The sequence below is a fragment of the Bacteroidia bacterium genome (assembly GCA_041391665.1).
In the GTDB taxonomy this organism is placed as follows: domain Bacteria; phylum Bacteroidota; class Bacteroidia; order J057; family J057; genus JAGQVA01.
The window spans coordinates 608,792-635,265 of sequence record JAWKNO010000002.1; the positions used below are offsets into that span (position 1 = coordinate 608,792).

Below are 26,474 nucleotides of genomic sequence, written 5' to 3' on the forward strand. Positions count from 1 at the left end.
TTCCCCTGCCTGGATGTAAGATTTAGGGTGCAATTGTACAAAATATCTTTCTAATATCCTGATCCCAAAGACTCATGAAAAGGGGAGTGACTGGGTTTTTGCCTGAAATATCCGCAAAACAGCAATGATTGCAAAATAGACAATCAGCGGTCCTAAATCAACGAGAGATTTCCTCAGTGACCATTTGGCACCCCAGCTCAAAATCAAATGAAAGAATGTGGTAAACAGGAAAAAATTTCCACATAGCTTGATCACCGGATGGATAGACATTTGGTGGGCACTAAGATTGGAATGCCAGGCGGAAGAGGGCATCAGGTAATAAAACGGCGATTTAAAAAATATAAACAGACCTACAGCGAGGATTCCCATCCACTGACTGACGGAGAAAAATAGATGAATGCTGAGTAGCTCCCGCGAATAATTCAGCCCTCTGGCCCATATCAGCAGCAAAGTACTGGCAAAAATAAACCCGAGCAGCAGCCCTGCCATGGGATTATTCATCTGGAAAACCCAGGCAGAAAGTGTGAAGAGGTATTGAAACAAGGCGTGGACCAGGATCAAAAAGGGAATCTCTTTCCGACTGGAAAGGATAAAATAAAGCAGGCAGGCAACGATAAACAGCGTATAGAAAATATTTACCATGAACCTTTGGTTGCTTTATCTGATGCTTTTTCAAGATTGAGTAACAGGCTGATTTGATGCGTATTGAAATCCGAACTGACCCCATAGCTGGTATAGCCATAATCAAGGGCAAACCTTTTGGCACGAATGCCTGCCCCCAATGAGAATCCTGTGAATCCGCCCCGGTTTTCTGAGCGAAGTTCCTGTCTGCGGAGATGATTGTATCCGGCTCGCAGTCTTAGTGATTTGCCAAGCAAAAATTCTGTTCCAAATACAAAATGCCTGAAGATTCGGTCTGCGGTTTGATTGGGCGGTTTGATTTCATTGCCTCCAAGGTCAAATTCGGGTTGACGGTTGGGGTCTTCAAAAATCAGGTTGGGATGCTCCAGGTTTGTAAGGGTAACCGAAAACCGGAGTGGCATATACCTTAGCTTGTTGGATGCACCAATGACAACTTCAAATGGCAAAGGTTCACGCCCCCCGGTGGCGGTATAGGTCGAAAGTTGCGTACCCATGTTTCGTATCACAATTCCTGCTGAAAACAATTCCTGCTTACCCATATAAGAACCACCGAGGTCGATGGCGAGCCCGGTGCTGGTAAATCCGGGTCCGAGGGTAGAACTAATAAATTTGAGGTTAGCTCCATAGCGAAAACGGTCCCAGGCGCGGGAATAGCCCATATACCAGACCAGTTCATTGGCATAAAAGGTTTGTGTGAGATTGCCAAATATATCTGCCCCCTGCATTTCTCCGGAGTTGACATAGTGGATGCCGGTATGAAAGCTGCCAACTCCTTCGACCGTATGGCTGTAGCCGGCATATCCGTACCGTATGCCGGCGAGATAGCGGCTGAAAGACAGCGTTGCCTTCTGATGCATCGAGTCCGTCATCAATGCCGGATTCTGGGTGGCAAAGTTCAGGTCATCATCGAGAGTGGATATATTTACCCCTCCCAGAGACACAAGACGTGCCGAAGGAGAAAGGTTCATGAAGTCATAAACATGTCTCCCACCGATTTGAGCAGGAAGGTAACCCCCAAAAAGGGTAAGCAGGCTGATAAGGATGAATAGTATCTTTTTCACGATACGAAATTAATTTTTTTTTCCTTTTTGGGCAGGGTAAAAATTTCCTCTCACATGGGAATCATTACCAATAAAGCGAAACAATTGACCTTCTGCGCAGTCAGACATTTCTGTTTCCGGACTATTTGCCATCTTGCTTTCGATCGTTCTTTCACATAATGACATACAAAGATATAATTTCCGGAAACAGATTTGCCCGCTTTTGATGTTTTTGTTTGAACATATCCTTTTGGTTTTCAGTTCGTTTAAAGAGACTTTGTATAGATATCCAAACAAATAGAATCTTTCTTGTTGGGAAAAATTTTATACTTTTGGCTCCTTTTTCAGAGAAAATATATGGATAATCACTTGAGCACTTACTTCTCCGAGCGGCAGAAACAATGGAAAAAACGCACTGCGCAAAACTCCTGGCTGGTTTTTAAGATCATGGCGGAGTTTGTCGAAGGGTTTGAGAAAATGGCGGAAATCGGACCCTGTGTTTCGGTTTTTGGCTCAGCAAGAACCCAACCCGGCACACCACACTATGAGCTTGCCACTGAAATTGCATCCAAACTTGCTTCAGCTGGCTTTGGTGTGATTACTGGCGGTGGGCCAGGGATTATGGAAGCGGGCAATAAGGGTGCTCATGAAGCCGGAGGCGCTTCCGTTGGCCTGAACATCGAACTTCCTTTTGAGCAGCATTCAAATCCATTTATTGATCCGGATAAAAACATAGACTTCAATTATTTCTTTGTACGCAAAGTCATGTTTGTAAAATACGCCCAGGGATTTGTGGCTTTACCGGGTGGATTTGGTACGCTGGACGAATTGTTTGAAGCGCTTACTCTCATCCAAACCCTTAAAATTGACAGATTCCCGGTCGTGCTGGTGGGCAAAAGTTTTTGGAATGGCCTGATTGACTGGATAAAAACCATTCTCCTCGAACAGGCTGGCAACATTTCGCCGCAAGATATGAACCTCTTCACCGTGGTGGACACCGCAGATGAAGTAGTTGAATATATTACCAACTTCTATAGCAAACACTCCGTAAAACCTAATTTTTAGAGCTAAACTTACACTCTCAAATTACGTACAATACGGTATGTTGAAAGAAATTTGCTGAAACTGTCCGAAAACTTTGAGTCTATGGAATGAAATTTGACCATTGATTTAGAATTAAAGCAAATACTACCCAAACAGACCTGTATGATTTCTAAACTATTATATCTGCTGATACCCATCCTGGGCTTAGCTTTTGGCAGTATCTTTCAAAACCCTTCTCAGAATTCTTCTTCTTCTCAACAAAACCTGAAACATATTTCCGGCCACCTCAGTGTGATCAACTTCGGCGCTCCAACATCCCTCAGCTTTGCAGGGGAAGAGGTTCCGCTTCAAAATCCTCAGATCAAACAAAAGCTTGACCGCGAAATTGCCCGTAACGTAAAGTATTACTCCGGTTCGCTCCTGACCATGAAAAGGGCCAACCGTTACCGCGATACCTTCCTGAAGATTCTCCGCGCCAAAGGTGTGCCTGAAGATTTTTTCTATCTGGCAGTTGCTGAAAGTAATCTGGCAAATGCATCTTCTCCGGTTGGAGCTCAGGGATTCTGGCAGTTTATGGAAAATACTGCACTGGAGTATGGACTGGAGGTCTCTGCGACGGTAGATGAGCGCTATCACCCCGAAAAATCTACGCATGCCGCCGCCAGTTATCTGCTGGCCTCTTATCGCCAGTTCAACAATTGGGCGCTGGTTGCCGCAGCCTATAATATGGGCGGGCCGGGTTTGCAACGTACCATGGAACAGCAGACCTCCGATAGCTATTATGGCCTGAAACTCAACAGAGAGACCGCCAGATATATGTACCGCATCCTGGGATTTAAATGTATCATTGACCAGCCTGACCGATACGGATTCACATTTGAAGACAAAGATTTGTATCAGCCAATCCCTTATAAAGTCGTGAAGGTGAGTGGAAATATCAAGGATCTTCGTACCTTTGCCGAACAAAACGGATCTACCTACCAGATTCTTAAAAATATGAATCCATGGCTGATTTCTGACCATTTGGAAGGAAAGCCGGGAAAAATATACGAAATCAGGTTCCCACTCAGGAGTGAATTCCATGCAAATGAATTGCTCCTTCAATCTTCACAGGGAATCGATAGTTCAGAGGATGAGGAGGTAGAACAGCAGCTGAATTCCGGTTCGCAGCACAAATCGGAACTGAACACAGAACTTAAAGATGAGCCAAAGTCGTGAGGATCAAATCCTTATTCTCGGAGCGCGGGAGCATAATCTAAAAAATATTGACCTTACTATCCCCCGCAAAAAACTGGTGGTAATCACCGGTGTAAGTGGATCAGGGAAAAGTTCACTGGCCTTCGACACTTTGTATGCCGAAGGCCAGCGTCGTTATTTAGAGAGCTTTTCTGCCTATGCACGCCAGTTTCTTGGCGACCTCAAAAGCCCGGATGTCGATAAAATTGACGGACTAAGCCCGGTTATCGCCATTGAGCAAAAAACTACCTCGCGCAACCCGCGCTCTACAGTAGGTACGGTTACAGAGATTTATGACCTTTTTCGCCTGCTGTTTGCCCGGGCTGCGGATGCAATCAGTTACAAAAATGGGAAAAAAATGGTCAAAATGACAGACGAGCAGGTCGTCGAGGCCATCCTTGAGCAGTTTCCCGAAAAAAAAATGCATATTCTTGCTCCATTGGTCCGCTCGCGAAAAGGACACTACCGGGAGCTGTTTGAAAATCTCGCCAAACATGGCTACTCCCGTGTGCGGGTGGATGGCGAAGTCATGGAGATTGAAAAAGAAATGCGACTCGACCGATACAAAATCCACGATATCGAACTTGTCGTGGATCGGATAAAAATCGGACAAGACAACAAACGTTTATTTGAAAGCATATCCCACGCCATGAAAACTGGTGATGGAATCGTGCTGTTGGTTGATATGGAGTCTGAACAGACGCATTGGTACAGCCGGAACCTGATGGATCCGGAATCGGGTATCAGTTACGATGTTCCCTCCCCCAATACTTTTTCCTTCAACTCTCCTTATGGCGCATGTCCAACCTGTAATGGATTGGGGCAAATACACGAGGTGGATTTAGATGCGCTCGTACCAGATCCGCAGCTTTCTATCAGTCGTGGGGCGATAGCGCCTCTAGGCGAATACCGCGACATCTGGATGTTTCGCAGGCTCAGGAAAATGGCCGAAACGCTCGGGTTTTCCATGACGACGCCTTTTGCTGAGCTCCCCGAAGACATTCGCAATCTGATACTTGATGGTACCAAGGCCGGAGTCGCTACAAAGTTTCGCTCCAAATTTGAAGGAATTAAAACCTTCGTCTCCGATCAGTATCACCAGTCAGGCTCTGAAAAAATCAAAGCCTGGGCGGAGGAGTTTATGAAAATATCTACCTGCCCGACCTGTAATGGCAGCAGGCTGAAAGCAGAAAGTCTGTATTTCCAGATTGCAGGTAAAAATATCTTCGACCTCTCCTGCATGGACATCAGTACACTTGCTGCATGGCTCGATGACCTGGAAAATCATTTGTCAGAGCGCCAAAAAACGATTGGCGTGGAGGTTATCAAAGAACTTCGCAAACGTGTGGGTTTTCTGATGCAGGTAGGGCTGGATTATCTGGCACTTGACCGACCTGCCCGCTCCCTTTCAGGAGGCGAAGCGCAGCGCATTCGCCTGGCAACTCAAATCGGTTCACAACTCGTCAATGTACTCTATATTCTTGACGAACCCAGTATCGGACTTCATCAGCGCGACAATGAGCGGTTGATACAATCTCTCCTTGAACTTCGCGATCTCGGAAACTCGGTGCTCGTTGTTGAGCATGACAAAGACACGATGCTCGCCTCCGATTATATCATTGACTTTGGTCCCGGCGCTGGGATTTATGGCGGGCAGATTGTCGCCCAAGGTACGCCGGAGGAAGTGCTAAGAATTCCCTGTGCTACCTCTGATTATCTGTCCAACCGAAAAAGAATTGAAATTCCCTCCGAAAGGCGGAAACCCACAGACCTTTTTATTCACCTCAAGGGTGCATCCGGCAATAACCTGAAGTCGGTAGACCTTTCTCTTCCACTAGGTGTGTTTAACTGTATTACCGGCGTTTCAGGCAGTGGTAAATCTACGCTGATCAATGAAACCTTATTCCCGATCATCAGCCAGCACCTTTACCGCTCCAAGAAAAAGCCCATGGAATATACGGCTTTTGAGGGAATGGAAAATATCAACAAAGTTGTCAGAATTGATCAGGCGGCCATAGGGCGTACCCCCAGAAGTAATCCGGCAACTTATACGGGGCTGTTTACTTTTATTCGGCAGTTGTTTGCATCGCTTCCTGAAGCGCAGGCGCGAGGTTACGAAATCGGGCGATTTTCCTTCAACGTAAAAGGCGGAAGGTGTGAAGAATGTGAGGGAGCGGGGGTTCAGACTATTGAGATGAATTTTCTCCCCGATGTATATGTAACCTGTCCCAAATGCCAGGGAAAAAGATATAACCGGGAAACCCTCGAAGTTCGCTATAAAGGAAAATCTATCAGCGACGTCCTGAATATGGATATTTCCGAGGCATTGGAATTTTTTGATGCCCTTCCCCGAATCAAACGCCAGCTAAAAACACTGCACGATGTTGGGCTGGGCTATATTACCCTTGGGCAACCAGCTACAACACTTTCCGGAGGCGAAGCACAGCGGATCAAAATATCCGCCGAACTTTCCCGGAAAGATACCGGCAATACCTTATATATTCTCGACGAACCTACTACCGGTCTTCACTTTCAGGACATTCAAATGTTGCTGGCTGTGCTCAACCAATTGGTAGACAGAGGAAATACCGTGCTGGTGATCGAACATAACCTGGATGTAATCAAAGTCGCCGACTATATTGTGGACCTTGGACCCGAAGGCGGGAAAAGGGGCGGTGAAATACTGGTATCAGGTACTCCTGAAGAAGTAGCAGCATTTCCGGATTCATTTACCGGCCAGTTTCTCGCTAAAGAACTTTTGAATGTACAGATAGGGTAGGGGCAAAATAGACAACCTCACCTACACCTACGAAAACACGGGCGTAGGGGCAGGTCGCGACCTGCCCCTACCGTCAACGCATCAACGATGCGGGGGTGAAGACGGTGATGACGGGTGTGGCGCATTTCTTCCATCGTTTACAACCACCTAAACAAACCCACCCTCGTCACATTTTCCAATGGCAAGAAAATTCAGTATATTTATGCTTGCCTTGAGGGGACTCGAAGGGATGCATCTGGCGCAAAATTGCGACAGAAGGTCTTTGGCAATGGAGGCAGTGCTACGACTTTGGAGACCGACTACGTCGGGCCGTTTCATTACGAGGACTCGGATGGCGACGGTTCTTCTGCCACGACGGCAATCCTTTTCTTTTCCCATGAGGAGGGGCGGGTAAGAAGAGCGGGAGAAGAGCTGATCTATGAAACCTTCCTGAAAGACCACCTCGGCAATGTCCGTGTGATGTTCGCCGATATGAATGGCGATGGGGCGGTCAGTCCTGACCCGGTGAATGGAGAAGTTTTGCAGATTGAGCATTTTTACCCGTTTGGATTGAGAATGGCGGGGCTTTCGCTCGTGCCTGCGGTGAAGAATAGCTACCTTTTTACCGGGAAGGAAACCCAAGACGAACTCTCTTTGGGCTGGATAGACTTTGGGGCGCGGATGTATGATGCGGCGAGTAGCCGGTGGAATGGGGTGGATGTGTTGGGGGAGAAATACACGGCTTGGAGTCCGTATCATTATGCCTATAACAACCCGGCGTTATTCATAGATCCCGATGGGAATTCCGGAGTTGTTTCGATTTCCGTTCGCGGTGATGGAAAAATTGTCTTGACGTTTTCCTCTACCCTTCATGTCAGAGGAGAGGTTTCCGATGAAACAATCGCCAATATGAACCGCGAACTCAACCGCTATTTGAATACGCAGTCGGTGGAATATGACGAAAACATTGTGATTGCGTTTCAGGTTAATGCAGTCCGAGAGAATTTAGATGAATTTGACCCGGCGAAAGACAATTTCGTGGATATTGTTCCCGGAGCAAATCATATGAGAATTTCGGATTGGAAATTGGAACGAATGGACCCAGAAAAGGACGAAGCCGATGTTCGGGTATGGCCGGGTAGAAATATAAAACTTACCCAACAAAATGCCGATGGAGTCATTGACCCATACCAAAAGGAAGGATCGAATACATTACCCCACGAAGTGCTCCACGCTTTTGGCATTTTAGACCGGTACGCAGGGCCGCAGCCCGACCGGGGGTATGATGACGATATGATGGGACAGGGAAAACGAACGTACCTGAGGAATCCGGAGCAATTTCAGGGAATTGTCGAATTGGCTAAAAGTGCGCAGGAAAAAAGTCAAGCTATTTTTTACATTAACAGTGCTTCTGAAGGGGTAGTCAATTATAATTTGAGTAAGGTTTCTGTAAAACAGAAATCAGGAAAACTTCCACAAAAATAATAATATGAAAAATTGGAGAGTTTTAATAGGTGTTTTTGTGTTTTACTATTTAGGATTTATTTCTGCGCACTCACAAATAGATTCTAGTCTTACCATAAGAGGAATTGTTATCACTCAAGAAATGGTACTTCCCCGATTTATTCCCACTAATTTTGACAATTGGAAAACGGCGATTTTGACAGATACTTTTGCAATTGTTCTAGCGGACGACCCCAGTAACGTTCTATATAACAATTCGTACATTGAGGACGATTCAACAAACGAATTTGAATTTTTTCGATGGGTAGGAATTGAAATTACGATTTCCACCCTTCTCTATGCTAAGATTTTGGAATCAAAAACAAGAGAGTCTTTTATACATCATTCTTCCCATTCTTATAAAATCAGCATTTATACGGAATTAGTTGAAATTGACATCAAAACAGTGAAATTTCTTTGGTAGTGGACAGAAATACTTCTAAAACTATACGATGAGGCATTTTTTATACTAGTTGAGGCATGTTCTGTCTCAAGCCCTTGTCCGATCCGATCGCCTACGGCGTCATGGACAACCTCACCTACACCTACGAAAACACGGCGTAGGGGCAGGTCGCGACCTGCCCCTACCGTCAACGCATCAACGATGCGGGAGTGAAGACGCTGATGACCGGCGTAGAGCACTTCGTGGATGGCAACACGTCCAACACCGACTACCTCTACGACAACAGCGGAAACCTGAAACAGGATTTGAATAAGGGCATTTCCAGCATTGTCTATAATCATCTGAATAAGCCGACGCTGGTGACGTTTTCCAATGGAAAGAAAATTCAGTATATTTATGCTTGCCCTGAGGGGACTCGAAGGGATGCTGCCGGAGCAAAGCTAAGGCAGAAGGTCTTTGGCAATGGAGGGTCTTCGACGACGGTGGAGACCGACTACGTCGGGCCGTTTCACTATGAGGACTCGGACGGCGACGGCAGCAGTGCCACACCGGAAATCCTTTTCTTCTCCCATGAGGAGGGGCGGGTAAGGCGAGCGGGGAACGAACTTGTGTATGAGTCGTTTTTGAAGGATCACCTCGGGAACGTGCGCGTGATGTTTGCCGATATGAATGGCGATGGCTGGGTTGATCCCGATCCCGTCAATGGGGAGGTGTTGCAGGTGGATCATTAGTATGCTTGCATCCGCCTAAGCGGATCCTTTTGGTTTGAGAATGGCGGGGCTTTCGCTGGTGCCGGGGGTGAAGAATAGTTACTTGTTTACGGGGAAGGAGACACAAGATGAGTTGGGTTTGGGCTGGATCGACTTTGGGGCGCGGATGTATGATGCGGCGAGTAGTAGGTGGAATGGGGTGGATGCGTTGGGGGAGAAATATGTGGGATGGAGTCCATATAACTATGTGATGGGGAATCCATTAATATTTGTTGATCCGGATGGGCGGACTATTTATGATGCTGACGGAAATAAAATCATTGTTCAAAATGATAAAAAGACAAAAACGCTATCTTTTTCAACTGCAAATGGAGAAAAATTAAATGAAGGTACGCAAGAGATATTGAGTTCTCTAAACCAAAATCATGACGGACGAAAGCTCCTCCGTAAATTGGATAGAAATTCAAAAGAAAGGAAGCTTATTCTCTCTGAAAACATAGGCATACTTAAGCAATCTAACGCTGTGGGAATAGCACGAGGGCTGACCCTTACGGATAAAACTGGAAATGCTACAATTTATGTGTTTAAAGGATCTTTTGAGACAAAGCGGCTTTCTGAGGAGTCTTTAACAGAAGATAGCTACAATGTAATTGATTTTGACGAAACGAAAGGAAGAGAGCTTGCCACAATGAATATGAGTAAAACAGAAATTTTAGAACTATATAAAAACAAGACAGAAGTAGAAAGTCAAAAAAGAGAAGCTATTAATTCTCCAGGACATGATCAATCCCTTTATAGAAAATCTGAGAATTACAAGTATTCTTCCTTAGACAAATTTGTTGAATTGGTATCTTATCATGAAGCGGTTCATACTCTTCCTTCAAATAATATTAAAAATGCTGAGGCACATGCGGTGAAACGAGAAGTAAGGTATTTTAAAAGAAATTATCAAAAATGAATGATGAAACATAAATGGATACTACTGATATTTTTGCTGACGATAATCGCTTGTAACAGTGCCCAAGTAGGTATGAAAAAAAAGTTCTCGTATAAAACTAGAACTGTGAAAAGATGCCTTCCCGTAAATATCATTGAAGAACTTTTATCCGAGAGCTATTTTATAACACGTGATACTGCTCAATTCCATCATGTAATAGTTTATCCTTATATAATTTCAGATAGTGATCATTGTACGGGTCTCTATAGTTTTTATCTATCGGAAAACAGGAGCAATCCTGAACAACCGCCGACAGACGGACTTTTCCTATTTTTTGATGGAACTATACATACTCCCTCAAACTCTAAAATGGAGTCACAGAAAACCATTTCAGATTTCATGCTCAGCCATTCTTCGGAATTTACCTCGTACGATTTAGAAGAGATTAAGTATCATTTTTCTCTAGGGTTTATAAAATATTACATCCATTAAACGAGCGTAAACATTCAGAATGCCGCACACATTAATACCTCGACAAATTTAGACCACAAGTTAAGTGTAAAAAAAACTTAAATTGCAGTAGAGATAAAAAAGACACCGACATGCCCGATTGGCTTTGGACGATCACTTTTTACGACCAGCCGCCGGGCCTGGACTTCGACCCCTACGAGCGCAGCGCGACGATCTTCAAATCCTACACCTACGACCCCCGGGGCCGCCTCCTGCGCGTCGAACAAAAAACCTCGACCACGACGCCGGGACACAATTCCTCCAAATCCGTGATTACCAATACAACATCCGGGGGTGGCTCAGCAAATTTAACCAACCCTCGACGGCAACGCCGGGCGGCTCGTATCGGGACCTGCCCCGAATATCTCAAATATGGTCTGTGCAATAACTTATTTTTCCATATTTCGTTATTATTCCGAATTATAAATGCAATCGAAAAATGGAAAAAAATGATTTGCCCGATAAATCCCAGGAACCTCCGGGTTTGCCCCCATACACCCTTGTAAACCTTCCGGAAGAAATCCTTTCCGAACCTGAAATTCCTGCCGACCATCTAAAGCTGATTCCCCGGCTTGACCATTCACAGGCGACCCTTGCCGAGCGTCTCGAAGCCTTTGAAGACATGACCGATTCCGAAGTGGGCGATACCAGCCTCGTTCGGGCCAGAAACCTCGAAAGAGAGTTTGGCATCAGACAGCTCTACCTGAAGTTTGAAGGCGGAAACCCTACGGGAACTCATAAAGATCGTATCGCCTTTGCTCAATGTATGGATGCGCTGCGCCGGGGATACGACATCATTACCGTTGCTACCTGTGGAAATTATGGGGTTGCGACGGCTTTTGCCGGAAAACAGGCAGGCCTGCACACCAAAGTATATATACCTGCCAGCTATCATACCCGCCGCCTCGATGAAATGGAAAAGCTGGGTGCCGAGATTATCCGGGTAAATGGAGACTATGAAACCGCCGTAGCCGCTTCTCAGGAAGATGCCGCCCGGCACGAATGGTATGATGCCAATCCGGGGGGGGACAATACCATGCTTCAACTTCAGGCATATGGTGAAATTGCCTACGAGATCTATGATATTCTTCGCGATGCGCCTCGTGCAATCGCATGCCCGGTTTCCAATGGTACGGTGCTGGCCGGTATATACAAAGGATTTGTCCGGCTTCACAGAAGAGGTAAAATTTCCCGCATCCCAAAGATGGTTACAGGATCAGCCTTTAAAAAAAATCCGATCGTAGAGGCGTATGTTGGTGGGAAAACATTTTGCGAAGACCTTTCTCCTTCGGATATTCATGAGACGGATGTAAATGAACCCTTGATCAACTGGCATGCTTTTGACGGAGAACTTGCACTTGACTGCATTCGGGATACGGAAGGTTGGGCGGTGAATGTGAGCGACCGGAAAATGATTGCATTTGCCAGAATGCTCAAAGAAAAAGAAGGGGTACATGTATTACCCGCTTCGACCGCAGGGTTGATTTCACTGATAGAAAAACATAAAAAAACGCCGCTCGAACCTGACCGGTACGTGGCGGTACTAACCGGAAGAAAATGATAAAAAAGCCTGAAGGAAACGCCATTGTCTATTGTCAGGGGGCGTTTAATACCCCAAACGGGAAAACTGCGCACGGACTTGTGCGTTTTACCAACCGATATAAAGTGCTGGCAGTCATTGATTCACGATATGCCGGAAAAGACGCCGGAGAAGTGCTCGACGGAAAACCCAATGGAATCCCGGTAGTTCCCAGTATTCATGATGCCATGCGGCTGGCGTGGAACAGTGAATTTCCTGCAACCCACCTGGTTATCGGTTTGGCGCCAGACGGCGGCAGGGTAGGGCCGGAGGTAAAAGCGGATGTGATTTTAGCGATTACGGAGGGGTTACATGTGGTTTCCGGCTTACACGATTTTCTTTCCGATGATCCCAAAATAGCATCTGCCGCCCAGAAAGAAGGCGTAATGATCCGGGACGTGCGTAAACCACCCGCCCGCGATTCCCTTCATTTTTTCTCGGGCAAAATTGAAGATGTGCGCGCCCTCAAAATTGCTCTGCTGGGAACGGATTCTGCTGTCGGTAAACGCACCACTGCCTGGATTCTCGTTCATGCGCTCAATGCACTGGGCGTAAAAACCGAATTGGTCGGAACGGGGCAGACAGCCTGGATGCAGGGGGCAAGGTATGGGATTATCATGGATTCCCTGGTCAATGATTTTGTATCTGGTGAAATCGAACATGCCGTACATTCTGCCTGGCGCGACGGCGGGGCCGATGTAATTGTGATTGAAGGGCAAGGCAGTCTGATGAATCCGGCGTACCCTGGCGGATTTGAAATCCTCGCTGCCGGAAGACCTGATATTGTCGTTTTGCAGCATGCTCCCGCCCGAAAAGAATACGACGGTTTTCCCGGTTATCCTATTCATCCGCTTCAAAGACAAATTCAGGCGATAGAGGTACTGTCAGATCGCAAGGTTCAGGCGATAACAATCAATCACGAGGAAATGAGCAGAGAGCAAACCCTTGCGGCTTGTGAATCGATCCAAAAAGATTTGGGACTTCCTGTTTTTGATGTTTTATTGCAGGGAGCAGAGGGGTTAGCCAAAGTGATCATGGAATACCGCAAATAATATGCTCTGGTAGTGAGATGATAAAAAAGAGAAGACGTATCCTGCCCGTTGCCATTCCCCGCATCAAGTTTATGGGGAAACCCTCCCAAAAAGCCGGACTACCGCCCGGATCTATGGTGTATGTGGGGAAAGCCCGTGAAGGGGAAACCGTTATTTCAGCCTTTGACTACAACGACTCAAAGATCGAGTTTCACGAAAAACTTCAGCCGGAAGAACTGTCTATTTGCACCAACCCCGAAACCGTAACCTGGGTCAATGTAGATGGCATTCATGAGCCCAGCGTCATTGACAAGGTGTGCGAAATGTTTGGTATTCACCCCCTTACCCGGGAAGATATTGTCAATACCTCACTCCGGCCCAAGATCGAAGAATACGATGATTACTATTTTGTAGTCATGAAGATGATTTATTTTTATGAAGAAACGGGACAGATTCTGATCGAGCAGGTGAGTTTTGTCCTGGGAAAAAAATACGTAATCACCTTTCAGGAACAATTTGGAGATGTCTTTCAAAGCGTCAGAGACCGGATTCGACAGGATGGTTCACGTCTCCGGAAACGCAAATCGGATTACCTGCTGTATGCACTGATGGATGTGATTTTGAGCAATTACTTTATCGTTCTTGAAAAACTGGAAGACAAAATCGAAGACATTGAAGAGCGTTTGTATGACGATTCCCATTCAATCATTCTCCAGGAAATTCAGGTTATGAAAAAAGAACTGATCTACCTTCGAAGGGCTGTATTCCCGCTTCGCGAGGTGATCAGTCAGATACTAAGAGGAGATGGGAAAATGATAGGATCAAAAATACAAGTCTATTACCGCGACCTGTATGATCATATTTATCAGGTTTCGGATACGGTCGAAACCTTTCGGGATCTGCTTTCCGGTCTGCACGATTTGTACCTTTCCGAAGTCAGCAACCGGATGAACGAAATCATGAAAGTGCTGACCATTATCTCGACGATTTTTATTCCGCTGACTTTCATCGCAGGTATATATGGAATGAATTTTTCCTATATGCCCGAGCTGCAGTACCATTGGGGATATGCTATCACGTGGGCGGTTATGCTGACCATGGCGATAGGGATGATTTTTTATTTCCGCCGCAAAAAATGGTTGTGATTCTGGCGTCAAATAGCCGATATCTTCATTTTCTCTGTCAGTAACGGGCAGTTTGTTCTCAAATTCATCGGGTTCGGGTAAATCATTTTCTTTACCCAAATCCTGCAAATCAGGAGATCCTGCCATTTTCCAGGCGGTGTACCAGTAGGAGCCCACTCGCCTTACGGCTGTTCTCATTCGCCTTTCGACCATTCCATCCAACATACGGTGATAGGCGGTTGCATATTCTTGTGAATAGGTACGAACGACCATATTCCCGCGGTTTTCATATCCGTATTTTTGGTCGGGGGGAAATTGAGTGCTGAGTATTTTTTCAAAAGACAGCACAGAGTCCAATGCACGGTGGCTTTCAAATATAGTTTCCCAGCTTTCAGAAACTACGTCATCGATAAACCACGCTCTTCCTACAAAAAAATCATATTCTGAAGCAAAAAGTTCCGGCAGGCGTGATTCCCAAAACCCGTGAATTCCCTTTTGTCCGGTGAGCTGTCCGTTGTAGTTTTCGGTCGTATGCAGCGGTACATGAGCATCTCCGACATAATGCCCCAGATCAGCAGAAAGTTTGAGAATGCGTTTGAGATCTCTGTGTTCAAAGGCAGAAACCAACTGAAAAAAACCTGCCGGCAGATGATAGGGTAATATGCCATGTTCATTAAGGCTGTCTTCCGAATATTTTTCAACTGCCATTTTCCATTTCCTGGGCAGACTGTCAAACGGAAAATTGCCATAATGGTCCAGATCCATATAATGCCTTGCTGCTTCTCCATCTACCGCATAACGCCTTTTATCGGGGTCTGTGGCGTGAGCTGTCAGGTATTCAATATTCGGTTTGTATAGAACCATCATCTCCGGCGGAAGGGTAAAAACTGCCAGCCGGTTGATTCGTTCGTGTGCCCAGAAACCCCAGGCGACAAGATTTTTGACAGAAATTGTCAGTAAAATGGTGAAAATAATTGATTTGTATTTCATGGTTTTATGGGTGCTGTACTATGCGAATATAAGAGTCTTGGGAATCGCAGAGAAATTTTTTAATTTAGCGGCTTCAAATACCTGTCTGAAGTATGATTTTGGATAACATTCTTGTCAAAGAATTAGAGCTTGTTCTGGAAGATACTGACCTTGATACTCCGGTAAGCCTCATCGTGTGGAATGATGAGGTGAATACTTTTGACTGGGTGATTCAATCCCTTGTCGAAGTTTGTGGACATACCTTTGAGCAGGCAGAGCAGTCCGCCTGGATTATTCACTACAAAGGAAAGTATAATGTCAAAAAAGGCCCCAGGAAAAAAATAGGCCCCATGCGGGAAGCACTGGTTGACCGTGGGATTGGTGCCACAGTAGAAGAATTGGCCTGAGACCCTGCACACATGCCTGTTTATGGTCTCACCGAAGAATTGATTTTTCCTCCGCCTCATCTGTCAAACCGGGACGGAATTCTTGCTGTGGGTGGGGACCTTCGCCCTGAGCGGCTATTGCTTGCTTACTCTATGGGGATTTTCCCCTGGTATTCTCATGATGACCCGATTATCTGGTGGTCTCCTGATCCCCGGTTGGTGTTGTACCCTTCCCAACTTATCGTATCGCGCAGTATGCGTCCTGTATTTAACCAGGGCAAATTTACATTTACCATGGATGAAGCATTCCGAGAGGTAATTACAGCTTGTAGTAAAGCGCCACGAAAAGGCCAGGATGGAACCTGGATTACCGATGAAATGCTGGAAGCTTATTGTGAATTACACGATCTGGGGTTTGCCCATTCGGTGGAAGTATGGGAGAAGGACGTATTGGTCGCAGGGCTTTACGGGGTTTCTTTGGGAAAATGTTTTTTTGGAGAATCGATGTTTACGAATGTAAGCAATGGTTCTAAAGCCGGGTTTATCTATCTGGTAAGGGGATTGGAAAAAATCGGTTATGAACTGATTGATTGTCAGGTGTATACCGATCACTTGTCAAGTCTCGGAGCTGTGGAAATCAGCCGGAAAAAATTCCTTTCAGACCTGGCTGTTTCTGTTCCAAAACCTACCTGGCGGGGAAAATGGGCGTTTCACTAAATCACGGGAAACACACAGTCTCACAGTCCGTGCAATACACGGCTTCTGTCTGGCCGGGAACAATCTTATGATAGATTTCTTCGTAAGTCTCCAGATCGTGAATGGTTTGAGATACCGTTGCCGAAACAGGCTGAACCATCAGTATCTGCAAAGTCAAAACCAGCATTAGACCTGGCAGGAAACCCAGGCCAGGGGAAGAAGTAGTGGTATCGGTGAGTAAGGTTTCAATTCTCCTTCGAAGAGAATTTCCTTTAAAGTGCTGGACGAGAGGGATATGTTGTAACGACTTAAGATTCAGCAACAGATTGGCATATGCTTTACGGTTGGAGAAAGCCCGGGCACCTTCGGCATCTGCAATACATTCACTGAGGAAATCAAGCTCTTCCCTGAAAAAGTAAAAAAACGGATTGGCAAACCAAAAACACTGGATCATCTTCAGGATGGCTTTTTCCAGTGTATTCCATTGGTGGAGATGCGAAAGCTCGTGGAGGAAAACCGCATGGAGTTCATTTTCGGATAAAGAATCCATTTCCGGCTGCCAGATGATAAATTTATCTTTAAGACGAAATGCGCCTGTGCCGAGTCGCTTTCGGGTTTTTAGCAGGAAAAAACGCGTATTCTGAAGTACAATCTGTTTTTTTTCAGAAGAATGGACAAGGTGAATAAGGAATAATAGCTGGAGAAAAAAGCTCATTACCAGCGCCCCGACGGCAAGAGAGATGATTCCACCCACCCAGTTTTTGTAGTCAAACAGAAAATTATACCAACTGTTTGCCCTGTAGCTGATTCGATGAGAATAGTTGGGATTTTCGCAGCGGCAATAATGAGTGAGTTGGGAGTGGTCTATCTTTTGGCCGAAAGCCAGTGGTTTTACTGTCGGATTGGGAGCCGGGAAATAATCTGCCTCAAATGACACCGTAAGTGGAAGCAGTAGAGATGCTGCCAGCGAGAAATAGATAAATCCTTTTTGCTGACTGTAAGTAGCTTTTCCCCTGATCAGGAAAAAGTACAACAGCCAGGCGACTGCGGAAAGGAGGATGGAGGTGAAGATGAACGAGATCATTCCTTATCACTATTATCAATAAGCTTTCGCAATTCGGTCAGCTGGTCGGACGATATTTTCTCATTATCAAGGAGGCTGGATACCATGCCTGTCAGTGATCCTGAAAAAACATTATCTAATACGCTGCTGAGCAGCCGTTTTTGATATTTGGTTCTCGAAATTAAAGGAAAATACTGATGGCTTCTTCCCTGCGAATCATGCCCCACATAACCTTTTTCCTCCAGTATACGCACAATGGTAGAAATGGTGTTATACGCAGGCTCCGAATTTTCCGGCCATTTGGCAATGATCTCTTTTACAAACGCCTTTTTCATCCCCCATAGGATGTTCATCACTTTCAATTCCAGCGGGGTGAGCAGTTTTAATTCCATACATTAGCTTTTAGACAAAACTAAACATTTAGTTGGGAAATAACCAGTGCTTTTAATTAAATTTTTACTTTCGCAAATAGTTAAGGTTTATTTTCCCGGGGAGATTGGCATTCTCACAGAATTTACAGAGATTTGAGCAGTTTACATGGAAAAAAAGCCGCTTCATGCGTTTCTGTCTACCCCTGGCATTTTTATTCTTGCTGCTTTCTTCCTTTGCTTATTCTCAATCTCCAGCCCTTCCTAAATATGCTAACGCCGCTTTCTTTCAGCTTGGTGGCATTAGCCCTGTGTACTCGTTCAACTATGAGCGCCTGATCCGGGGAACATTATGTTCACTTATAAGTATCGGATTGGGTTGTCGCTTCTGCCTCATGTAGTGGCAATACCTGTTGGGATCAATATTTTTGATACTTTCGGTGACCACCATGTCCAGTTTAGTGCTGGCCTTACCCCTTATATCGAGGATTACGACACCTTTACGATCAAAGGTTCGGAATCACTGTTGTATATAGGTGGCGGTTTTGGTTACCGGTATCAGAAGCAGAATGCCAACTGGTTTGTGATGATGGGGATAAACCCTATGGTCAGGATCGATCCTTCGCTACATGAATTTATTGGGCCAGATCCCCAATTTATTGTATCGGGAAATCTGGCCGCAGGCTTTCGTTGGTAAGGAATTTTTGTTTAGAGAGAAATCGTGGTCGTGAAGTCTCCAATTGAAACGGTGGCTTCCTTGTCGCATGTGCCGTCGCCATAGTCAATGGTGCGGGCTGTTTTTCCTTCAGGTGTGAGAACCACGATACCAGAAGAGATAAAACCACATGTCGCATCAAGCACCATGGGCTCTGTAATTTCCACATCAAAGGCTACATCATTGCGGGCAACTCCGGAAGCAGTTCCTGTGATACTATACACATTATTGGATGGGTCAAGATCTCCTGCACCTGATATTAATGTGGTTTTTCTGCGCGATGACCAGGTAATGGTTTCGCCCTTTTCTGAAGTCAGCTCAGCTGAGGTTACGAGGATATTAAACACAGGCTGGTCAGATGTTACATTCTCCCGGGTAATCGTTTTTTCAAAGTTGAAGTCGAAGACGGTTCCGAGCAGATTGGTAATTGTATAATTTTCAGGTGTTATCTTTAGCTGTACATTTTCCTGATCCCAAAGGTTGGTAAATGTGCCGGTTAGCTTTCCCGAACGGGTACGCCCATCTTTACAGACACATCCCTCACCAAAATCTACGGTAACGATATACTGGTCATTGGCACTTTGTGCAATATCAATCACCGCGCAATCGCAGAAGGGACTTTGAATGCTACCGGTTTGTTTCAGATTATTTGCCGATTGGGCAATGGCATCAAACTGATTGCCGATGATGGTAACTTCACTTTGTACAAAAGAGTGATCGAGCGTACTTTGTACTTCATGGTCACCTGAAAGAGACAAAACCTCGCAGCCGGAGGCTAGCGCCGCAGTGGCAAATACAAGCAGAAATAATTTTGTAATTGGATTCATAATTGATGGTTTGAAAGATATTTCAGGTTTAATACATATCATTTTCCTGAAAGACCCTCTGTTACCATCGGGGGATGCTTGTCGCCTGAAACTAAAGTTTGAAAAGCGGGTTGGTTTCGTGAATAAACTGGAGAATTTCACTCCTCCCTTTTCCCGAAAGTGCGGAAGTCTGGATCATAGGCGGCAATTCTTCCCATGAAGTTAATAATTCATTTTTAAGGGCTTTGAAGTTTTGGGAGAATTCTTTTTGAGTAGGTTTATCTGTTTTGGTCAGCAAAATAGTAAAAGGAACCCCTTTGACACCGAGGTACTCCATAAATTCCATATCGATAGCCTGGGGGGGAATTCTGCTGTCGACCAAAACAAACAGGTTCAACATATTGTTTCTTTTGGTGACGTAGTCGGTGATAAGTTTGGAGAAACCTTCACGTTTATCTTTCGAAACTCTGGCATAGCCATAGCCTGGCAAATCTGCAAGATACCAGGCTTCGTTGATCAGAAAATGATTGATTAACTGTGTCTTACCGGGTGTAGAGCTGGTTTTTGCGAGGTTTTTTCTTTCGCAAAGACTGTTGATGAGGGACGATTTTCCTACATTAGACCTCCCAACAAACCCGTACTCCGGATAGTTATTAGGAGGGAATTGCCCTATATTTGCACTGCTTTTGACGAATGTTGCGGAGTGTATGATCATAGTGCACAAAAATAGTAATTAGTTTTTAGTTATTACTTGTTGATAAAAAGAGATTATTCATAAATGGCTGAAACAGTAACACCTTACCAAAAACCAGACGCCTCAAAGAAGGCTCAGGTAACGGAAATGTTTGACAACATTGCTCCCAGTTATGACCTTCTGAATCATGCCCTTTCTTTTGGGATTGATATTCTGTGGAGGAAAAAAGCGATCCGTATGCTGAAACAATATCACCCACGGGTTGTCGTTGATATAGCGACCGGGACGGGTGATTTTGCGGTAGAAGCGATAAAACTCAATCCCGATAAGATCATTGGCATAGACATATCTGCGGAAATGCTTCGGATAGGGGCTGAGAAGATGAAGAAAAAAGGCCTCGATCAGCGGGTAGAAATGCGTTTGGGAGACTCTGAGTCCCTGAATCTGGAAACGGATTCCATAGACGCGATCACGGTAGGTTTTGGGGTGCGCAATTTTGAAAACCTCAAGCTGGGAATGAGCGAAATATATCGCGTGCTTCGTCCGGGTGGAGCTGCGGTTATACTGGAGCCTTCGTATCCCACACGCTTCCCGCTGAAGCAGTTGTTTTTCCTCCACTTTCAGGTCATCACGCCCCTCATTGGAAAGCTGATCTCCGGGGACAATGCAGCCTATAAGTATTTGCCCGATTCTGTAAAAGCATTCCCCAATGGCACTGCATTTACGCAAATCTGCCGGGAAGTTGGGTTTAAAAAGGCAGCGTACAAACCCCTGACGCTGGGGATTTGCTCCATGTATGTTTTGGAAAAGTAAATCTTTCTTTTTCCCCGTGGCATCTGAATGTCTGGATATCCGTTATTTAAATGATAGCGAATGTTTGTAAGGTTTTGTATGTTTTTTTTGCACACATGTTTTGAATTTCGCAGGTTTGCATAAATTGTCTGAATTAAAAACCCTTAATTAGAAAAAAAATATCCACCAGTTGTACCTTACGTTTTTAAGACTATTATATGAAAGGCAATCAATTTGCACGCGCAACATTGGTGGTTGTGTTCCTGCTGTGTGTATCACTGCGGGGGGTATCCCAGAGTTATGGTAACAGGCACCCCTTCGATTTTAAAAATTTCAATTTGGGATTTTTAATGGGGCTGAATTACAACGCCTACAACCTTAAGGAACAAATCAACATTATCGACAGAGGAATTCTTCTCCACCAAATAAATGTCGTGCCCCGCTACGGGCTTTCCCTTGGCATGATCGCCAATTACAATCTGGCTGATCAGGTAAGTCTCCGGTCGGGTATAAATATTTCTCTGGAACAGCGGGACTTCAATTATTTCTTTGCCAATGATTCTCTCATTGTGCGCAAAATTGAAGCGTCCTATTTGAATCTGCCTTTGGTATTTCAGTTTAAAACCAAATACTACAAGGCAACCCGGGTATATGTACTTTCCGGCGCGCAGATAGGGATAAACCTCAACAGCAACAAGAAGGTGCGTGATGATATGAACCTGTTGAAAATCAAAACACAGGACGTTAGCCTGGTTTTTGGCGCAGGGGTCAATCTCTATGGCGACAGGATTAAACTTTCGCCCGAAATACGCTATTCTCTGGGGCTAAAAAACATTTATGAACCAGAGTTTACCAGTCACCCGTACGCCATCAGTAAACTGCTGAGTCAGGTGCTGGTAATTGTTGTCAATTTTGAGTAGTTTTTTCAGGCAGGCTCAAATTCCACAACGAGGTCATCTTGTTCTACCATGGTTTTATTTGCCAGGTGGACTGCCCGGATCACACCGCTGACAGGTGAAGTGATCGTTGACTCCATTTTCATGGCTTCGATGACAAATAAGGGTTCGTTTTTGGTGACCTTGTCTCCGGGATTTACAAATATCCGGGTGAGCCTTCCCTGGAGGGGGCAGCCGATTTCGTTGGCTGTCAATGCTTTTCTGTGTACGACTTTCTTCACAGATACTTTTTCATCGCGGACTTCTACGGATCGGGTTTGGCCATTGATTTTGAAGAATACCGCACGGAAACCTTCATCATCAGGTTCTGATACATACATAAAGCGAATCAGCAGGTTTTTTCCAGGCTCAATCTGCACCAGAATTTCCTCATTTGGCTTCATTGGGTAAAAGAACGCAGGTGTGGGGATTTTGGACACTTCGTCAAATGTGATGAGGTGTTCGTAGTATTCAGTAAAAACCTTGGGATAGAGTTTGTAGGATAGAAAATCCAGAAAACTCATCCGTGGGTCTGCAAATTTTTCCCGGAACTCTGCAAACTCTTTATCAATGTCCACGGGAGACATGAAGGCATTGGGCCTTTCTGTGTAGGGTTTTTCATTTTTGAGTACCAGTTTTTGCAGTTTTTCCGGAAACCCACCATAAGGCTGTCCCAAATCTCCCCGGAAAAAGGATTTTACGGAATCTGGAAAAGCGAGGTGATCCCCTTTGTCATATACATCCTGTTCGGTGAGGTTATTGCTGGTCATAAAGAGCGCCATATCCCCCACAACTTTGGAGGAAGGGGTTACTTTGACAATATCCCCAAACATCTGATTGACGATGGCGTAGTTTTCCTTGATTTTTTCAAATTTATCTTCCAGTCCCAGTGAGCGTGCCTGGGGAAGAAGATTGGAATATTGCCCTCCGGGGATTTCGTGTTTATAAACCTCTGCTGTTCCGGCCCGGAGTTCAGATTCAAAAGGATAGTAATATCCACGGACAGCTTCCCAGTAGTTGGAGAAATCGTTGAGTGATTGCAGGTTAATATCCGGCGCACGGTGATGGCCCTGGAAAGCGGCAACCACTGAGTTAAATCCCGGTTGAGAAGTCAGCCCTGACATGGCACTGAGAGCCACATCCACTACATCCACCCCGGCTTCAATAGCCTTGAGGTAGGTAGTGATCTGGTTGGAAGAAGTGTCGTGTGTGTGAAGGTGAATTGGCAGGTCAACCGCTTTTTTCAGCTCGGTAACCAATATTTCTGCTGCATAGGGTTTGAGCAAACCTGCCATATCTTTAATAGCCAGAATATGTGCCCCCTGATCTTCGATCTGCCGCGCGAGGTCCAGGTAATACGCGAGGTTGTATTTGGTTCTGGCCGGGTCTGTGATATCACCAGTGTAGCAGATACAAACCTCTGCCAGGGCTTCGGTTCTTTCTCTTACCGTTTTGATACTTACTTTCATGGCATCGAGCCAGTTGAGCGAGTCAAATATCCGGAAAATATCGATTCCATTTTTCCAGGCCTTTTCGATAAACAATTCGATCAGGTTGTCAGGATAAGCCGTATAGCCAACCGCATTGGAGCCCCGGAGCAGCATCTGGAAAAGAATATTAGGAATCGCTTCTCTGAGCATTTTGAGCCGCGCCCATGGATCTTCGTGGAGGAAACGCATGGAAACATCAAAGGTAGCGCCTCCCCATACTTCCATAGAAAAAACTTCCGGGTGATTTCTGGCAAAACTTTCGGCGACGTTGAGCATATCCATGGTACGCATCCGGGTAGCCAGCAAAGACTGGTGAGCATCCCTGAAGGTCGTATCAGTATATTGAACTTTAGATTCAGACTTCAGCCATTGAATGAAATTTTCTCTGCCTGAATGAGTCAACCGGGTTTTTGTGCCTTCGGGTATAGGTGCATTTTTATCAAAATGTGGTACTACCGGATGCCTGAATGTCCGTGAACTGTCCACAAACTTTACATCCGGGTTGCCATTCACCTGGACTTTGGCGAGGAAACGCAGGGTTTTGGTACCCCTGTCAAGGCTTGTTCTGAAATCCAGCAGTTCTGGATTTTGCTGGATAAAGCCAACACTAGCTTCGCCTGCCATAAACACCGGATGGGTGATGACATTGAGCAAAAAGTTGATATTGGTTTTTACTCCTCTGATCCGAAATTCACGCAGCGTGCGGTGCATACGTTGGGTAGCACCTTTAAGTGTGCGTCCCCATGCAGAAACTTTGACAAGCATGGAGTCAAAGAAAGGGGAGACGTCTACCCCTGCGTAGGAAGAACCCTCATCGAGGCGGATACCAAACCCACCGGCATTGCGGTAGGCGATAATTCTGCCGTAGTCGGGCTTGAAGCCATTTTTGGGGTCTTCCGTGGTAATGCGGCATTGAATGGCAAAACCATTGCAGTGCAAATCTTCCTGACTACGGATAAGGATCTGCGGGTCGGAGAGACGATATCCGGCTGCAACAAGGATTTGGGTGCGCACGATATCTACCCCGGTTACTTCTTCCGTGATCGTATGTTCGACCTGGATACGGGGATTTACCTCAATAAAAAATACATTGTTTTGCTGATCAACAAGAAACTCGGCAGTACCTGCATTGTTGTATCCGACATACCTTGCGATCTGGAGGGCATATTCAAATATCTGTTTGCGAAGTTCATCGGGAAGGATAGAAGGTGCCACTTCCACCACTTTTTGAAATCGCCGCTGTACGGAGCAGTCGCGCTCAAAAAGATGAACGATATTGCCAAAGTTATCCCCCAGAATCTGCACTTCAATATGTTTGGGGCTATCAATATATTTTTCGATAAAAATGGTATCATTACCGAAGGCAGTCCCTGCTTCCTGACGGGCTTCCTGATAGGCTTTAATCAGTTCTTCTTCATTGCGAACCACACGCATGCCCCTTCCACCGCCGCCGCCGGCAGCTTTCAGAATCACGGGAAACCCGATTCTGGCTGCTTCCATCATCGCATCGGAAAGTTTGTCCAGTTTGATTTTACTGTCTGGAATCAAAGGAACATTTACCGCACCGGCTACCGTTTTCGCCTTTACTTTATCGCCCAGTTTATCCATCACTTCGGAACGTGGGCCGATAAATACAATTTTTTCCTCTTCACATCTGCGAACAAAGTCCACATTTTCTGAAAGAAATCCATAGCCAGGGTGAATGGCATCTACCTGTTTACTTTTTGCAAGAGAGATAATGGCTTCGATATCCAGATAGGGGCGTAGCGGATCATCATCTTCTCCAATCTGATAGGCCTCATCCGCTTTATAGCGGTGGAGTGAGTACCTGTCCTCAAAAGAATAAATGGCTACGGTGCTGATATTCAGTTCGGAAATAGCCCGTAAAACTCTAATGGCGATCTCCCCGCGGTTTGCGACTAATATTTTGTCGAATTTGGTAATCTCAGTTTGCATGTAGGAATAATTGAGTATGGATTGGGGGCTGGGGCGGGACGCGAATTTATACAAAAAGTAATGGATAACAAAAGGATACTAATAATCCACAAAGGCTGATTTTCTGACAATATTCAGTTCTGTTAGGTTGGCAGAATAATCATTTGGGAATTAAACAACGAATCACTAAATTACGTTTATAACATTATGGTAACTACTTACAAATATCTGTTGGTCATCCCATTGCTCTTGGTTATGCTTACGGCTTGCGACAACACGCCGGTGTTTCCCGTTGAGCCCAAAGTAGAATTTCTGGACATTCAACCCCGGTTAGTTCAACATTTCCGGGACTCTATAGTAGTAAAAATTAAATTTCAGGATGGTGATGGCAACCTGGGGGCTGTAAATCCCGGAGATATTAATCTGAAACTGATTGACGACAGATACCAGCGGGGGATCCTTACCCTTGACCAGGCGACCAACAGCTATAGTGTACCCAATCTAACCCCAGATGCCCGCAACCCGGCGATTCAGGGTGAAATATCGGTTACCATTCCATTGACGATCAACACCGGAACCAATCAGGAAGAGGAAGTGCGTTACCTCATTCAACTTTGGGATCGGTCTGGAAATCTCGCAGGTCCCATCGACGGAGATCCTGACAATGCTGTTTATACGGATTATATTACGGTTTTCCGATAATATTGTCCCTTCTTCCTCTGGAAATATCTTTTATGTCTGAATGGCCGGCACAAAGTGCTTGCATGAGGTATTCATGGGCTTTCCATGGATTCATCTGTGCCCCGCAGGTAAAAATATCTACGGCTGCATAGTGAGATTCCGGCCAGGTATGAATGGTCAGATGACTTTCCTGAATAATCACCACCCCCGATACCCCAAAAGGAGAGAAATGGTGAAAATGTGATTGAATAATCGTCGCTGATGCTTGTCGGGCAGCCTCCAGCATGAATTCCTCAATCAAAGTTGTATTATTTAGTATTTGCCTCGAACAATCGTGGTAGTCGACGAGTATATGTCTTCCCAGTGATTCCATAAATTAGGGATAAAGATAGTTGGATTGTCTCAAAACCGAAGGTTACCTTTGCAT

The 26,474-nt window shown here is 45.3% G+C and carries 25 protein-coding genes; 17 read left to right on the forward strand and 8 right to left on the reverse strand.

The features are described 5' to 3' along the window. Positions 1–72 precede the first annotated feature (72 nt). Positions 73–642 carry a hypothetical protein gene (locus tag R3D00_14120; GenBank protein ID MEZ4774316.1) on the reverse strand — a complete coding sequence of 190 codons (570 nt, stop codon included), beginning with the start codon at positions 640–642 and terminating at the stop codon, positions 73–75. Continuing rightward, positions 636–1,703, reverse strand: a complete 1,068-nt coding sequence (gene porQ, locus R3D00_14125; protein ID MEZ4774317.1) for a type IX secretion system protein PorQ — start codon at positions 1,701–1,703, stop codon at positions 636–638. Before porQ ends, R3D00_14120 begins: the two co-directional genes overlap by 7 nt. 336 nt (positions 1,704–2,039) lie before the next feature. Here porQ and R3D00_14130 point away from each other — a divergent pair, with 336 nt between their 5' ends. The 13 genes from R3D00_14130 to aat all read left to right on the forward strand — a co-directional run bounded on the left by R3D00_14130 (position 2,040) and on the right by aat (position 16,589). Continuing rightward, positions 2,040–2,747 (forward strand): TIGR00730 family Rossman fold protein, encoded by a 708-nt coding sequence (locus tag R3D00_14130; protein ID MEZ4774318.1) that lies wholly within the window; start codon positions 2,040–2,042, stop codon positions 2,745–2,747. A gap of 141 nt (positions 2,748–2,888) precedes the next feature. Beyond that, a complete protein-coding gene (locus R3D00_14135; protein MEZ4774319.1) occupies positions 2,889–3,944 on the forward strand; it encodes a lytic transglycosylase domain-containing protein in 1,056 nt (351 codons plus the stop codon). Then, on the forward strand, positions 3,928–6,741 hold the full coding sequence (gene uvrA / locus R3D00_14140; protein ID MEZ4774320.1) for an excinuclease ABC subunit UvrA: 2,814 nt from the start codon (positions 3,928–3,930) through the stop codon (positions 6,739–6,741). The genes R3D00_14135 and uvrA overlap by 17 nt, the downstream gene beginning before the upstream one ends. Before the next feature lie 246 nt (positions 6,742–6,987). Further along, a complete protein-coding gene (locus R3D00_14145; GenBank protein ID MEZ4774321.1) occupies positions 6,988–8,205 on the forward strand; it encodes an RHS repeat-associated core domain-containing protein in 1,218 nt (405 codons plus the stop codon). A 4-nt stretch (positions 8,206–8,209) separates the two neighbouring features. Then, complete coding sequence (locus R3D00_14150) at positions 8,210–8,647, forward strand: hypothetical protein (protein MEZ4774322.1); 438 nt, start codon at positions 8,210–8,212, stop codon at positions 8,645–8,647. A 188-nt stretch (positions 8,648–8,835) separates the two neighbouring features. Continuing rightward, complete coding sequence (locus R3D00_14155) at positions 8,836–9,357, forward strand: hypothetical protein (protein ID MEZ4774323.1); 522 nt, start codon at positions 8,836–8,838, stop codon at positions 9,355–9,357. Between the two features lie 34 nt (positions 9,358–9,391). Next, complete coding sequence (locus R3D00_14160) at positions 9,392–10,294, forward strand: RHS repeat-associated core domain-containing protein (protein ID MEZ4774324.1); 903 nt, start codon at positions 9,392–9,394, stop codon at positions 10,292–10,294. A gap of 581 nt (positions 10,295–10,875) precedes the next feature. Beyond that, the gene (locus tag R3D00_14165) at positions 10,876–11,289 is read left to right on the forward strand and encodes a hypothetical protein (protein ID MEZ4774325.1); all 414 of its coding nucleotides are present in this window, start codon (positions 10,876–10,878) and stop codon (positions 11,287–11,289) included. Continuing rightward, positions 11,223–12,344, forward strand: a complete 1,122-nt coding sequence (locus R3D00_14170) for a pyridoxal-phosphate dependent enzyme (GenBank protein MEZ4774326.1) — start codon at positions 11,223–11,225, stop codon at positions 12,342–12,344. Before R3D00_14165 ends, R3D00_14170 begins: the two co-directional genes overlap by 67 nt. Continuing rightward, positions 12,341–13,414 (forward strand): DUF1611 domain-containing protein, encoded by a 1,074-nt coding sequence (locus tag R3D00_14175; GenBank protein ID MEZ4774327.1) that lies wholly within the window; start codon positions 12,341–12,343, stop codon positions 13,412–13,414. The genes R3D00_14170 and R3D00_14175 overlap by 4 nt, the downstream gene beginning before the upstream one ends. A 17-nt stretch (positions 13,415–13,431) precedes the next feature. Further along, positions 13,432–14,538 (forward strand): magnesium/cobalt transporter CorA, encoded by a 1,107-nt coding sequence (corA, locus tag R3D00_14180; protein MEZ4774328.1) that lies wholly within the window; start codon positions 13,432–13,434, stop codon positions 14,536–14,538. Positions 14,539–15,599: 1,061 nt separating this feature from the next. Further along, positions 15,600–15,893: an ATP-dependent Clp protease adaptor ClpS gene (locus R3D00_14185; protein ID MEZ4774329.1), complete on the forward strand. Its 294-nt coding sequence runs from the start codon at positions 15,600–15,602 to the stop codon at positions 15,891–15,893. 12 nt (positions 15,894–15,905) lie between these two features. Continuing rightward, entirely contained in the window at positions 15,906–16,589 is a 684-nt protein-coding gene (gene aat / locus R3D00_14190; protein MEZ4774330.1) for a leucyl/phenylalanyl-tRNA--protein transferase, read from the forward strand. Between the two features lies 1 nt (position 16,590). Here the strand turns inward: aat and R3D00_14195 are convergent, their stop codons facing one another. Then, on the reverse strand, positions 16,591–17,652 hold the full coding sequence (locus R3D00_14195) for a M56 family metallopeptidase (protein ID MEZ4774331.1): 1,062 nt from the start codon (positions 17,650–17,652) through the stop codon (positions 16,591–16,593). After that, positions 17,649–18,023 carry a BlaI/MecI/CopY family transcriptional regulator gene (locus R3D00_14200; GenBank protein ID MEZ4774332.1) on the reverse strand — a complete coding sequence of 125 codons (375 nt, stop codon included), beginning with the start codon at positions 18,021–18,023 and terminating at the stop codon, positions 17,649–17,651. The genes R3D00_14195 and R3D00_14200 overlap by 4 nt, the downstream gene beginning before the upstream one ends. Positions 18,024–18,351: 328 nt before the next feature. Between R3D00_14200 and R3D00_14205 the strand changes: the two genes are divergently transcribed. Next, positions 18,352–18,696, forward strand: a complete 345-nt coding sequence (locus R3D00_14205; GenBank protein MEZ4774333.1) for a hypothetical protein — start codon at positions 18,352–18,354, stop codon at positions 18,694–18,696. Positions 18,697–18,707: 11 nt separating this feature from the next. On the opposite strand, the gene R3D00_14210 is transcribed toward R3D00_14205, so the two are convergent. Together R3D00_14210 and yihA are read right to left on the reverse strand one after the other, a co-directional pair. Further along, on the reverse strand, positions 18,708–19,541 hold the full coding sequence (locus R3D00_14210) for a hypothetical protein (GenBank protein ID MEZ4774334.1): 834 nt from the start codon (positions 19,539–19,541) through the stop codon (positions 18,708–18,710). A 91-nt stretch (positions 19,542–19,632) separates the two neighbouring features. After that, complete coding sequence (gene yihA / locus R3D00_14215; GenBank protein ID MEZ4774335.1) at positions 19,633–20,235, reverse strand: ribosome biogenesis GTP-binding protein YihA/YsxC; 603 nt, start codon at positions 20,233–20,235, stop codon at positions 19,633–19,635. A gap of 63 nt (positions 20,236–20,298) precedes the next feature. Between yihA and ubiE the strand changes: the two genes are divergently transcribed. Together ubiE and R3D00_14225 are read left to right on the forward strand one after the other, a co-directional pair. Further along, positions 20,299–21,027, forward strand: coding sequence for a bifunctional demethylmenaquinone methyltransferase/2-methoxy-6-polyprenyl-1,4-benzoquinol methylase UbiE (gene ubiE, locus R3D00_14220; GenBank protein MEZ4774336.1), 729 nt, complete (start codon positions 20,299–20,301; stop codon positions 21,025–21,027). Positions 21,028–21,224: 197 nt separating this feature from the next. Then, positions 21,225–21,926, forward strand: coding sequence for a porin family protein (locus R3D00_14225; protein MEZ4774337.1), 702 nt, complete (start codon positions 21,225–21,227; stop codon positions 21,924–21,926). A 5-nt stretch (positions 21,927–21,931) separates the two neighbouring features. Here the strand turns inward: R3D00_14225 and R3D00_14230 are convergent, their stop codons facing one another. Next, positions 21,932–25,387: a pyruvate carboxylase gene (locus tag R3D00_14230; GenBank protein ID MEZ4774338.1), complete on the reverse strand. Its 3,456-nt coding sequence runs from the start codon at positions 25,385–25,387 to the stop codon at positions 21,932–21,934. Between the two features lie 186 nt (positions 25,388–25,573). On the opposite strand from R3D00_14230, the gene R3D00_14235 reads away from it, so the two are divergent. Continuing rightward, a complete protein-coding gene (locus R3D00_14235) occupies positions 25,574–26,068 on the forward strand; it encodes a hypothetical protein (protein ID MEZ4774339.1) in 495 nt (164 codons plus the stop codon). On the opposite strand, the gene speD is transcribed toward R3D00_14235, so the two are convergent. Next, complete coding sequence (gene speD / locus R3D00_14240) at positions 26,052–26,420, reverse strand: adenosylmethionine decarboxylase (protein MEZ4774340.1); 369 nt, start codon at positions 26,418–26,420, stop codon at positions 26,052–26,054. The two genes, R3D00_14235 and speD, sit on opposite strands and share 17 nt — an antisense overlap. Between the last annotated feature and the right edge of the window lie 54 nt (positions 26,421–26,474).